We start from the raw sequence: 268 nt of genomic DNA, 5'->3' as shown, positions 1-268 counted from the left end.
GTATTGTCGTACGATAGAAGAGCTAACGCTGCTACAGCTACGCCGAAGTAATTTAGTTATTGCTGATTTAGCAGTTAACAATGCCTCTCCCCGCGCTATCTGCGAATATTTTTATAGCTTACTCTCGCAATATCGCGACATACATTGGGTATTTCTGGTTCCTAAATCCTGCTATCCACATGCGGTTGATCTCCTGATGGGCCCCGTCAGCACCTTGCTTTCAGACGAAGAGCCAATCGAGAATCTTATTAGCGTTATCCATGCGGGA

At 45.5% G+C, this 268-nt stretch carries 1 protein-coding gene; it reads left to right on the top strand.

Going from position 1 to position 268, the window contains the following annotated elements; all coding sequences use genetic code 11:
• Positions 1–268: hypothetical protein (locus tag Q5L94_RS13750; protein ID WP_317498916.1), on the top strand; the 268-nt coding region annotated here is incomplete at both ends.

Origin of the sequence: Idiomarina sp. Sol25, assembly GCF_033052775.1 — a bacterium.
Taxonomy (GTDB): domain Bacteria; phylum Pseudomonadota; class Gammaproteobacteria; order Enterobacterales; family Alteromonadaceae; genus Idiomarina.
Note: the sequence above shows the minus strand (reverse complement) of the source record. Positions and strands in the feature narration are given on the sequence as shown.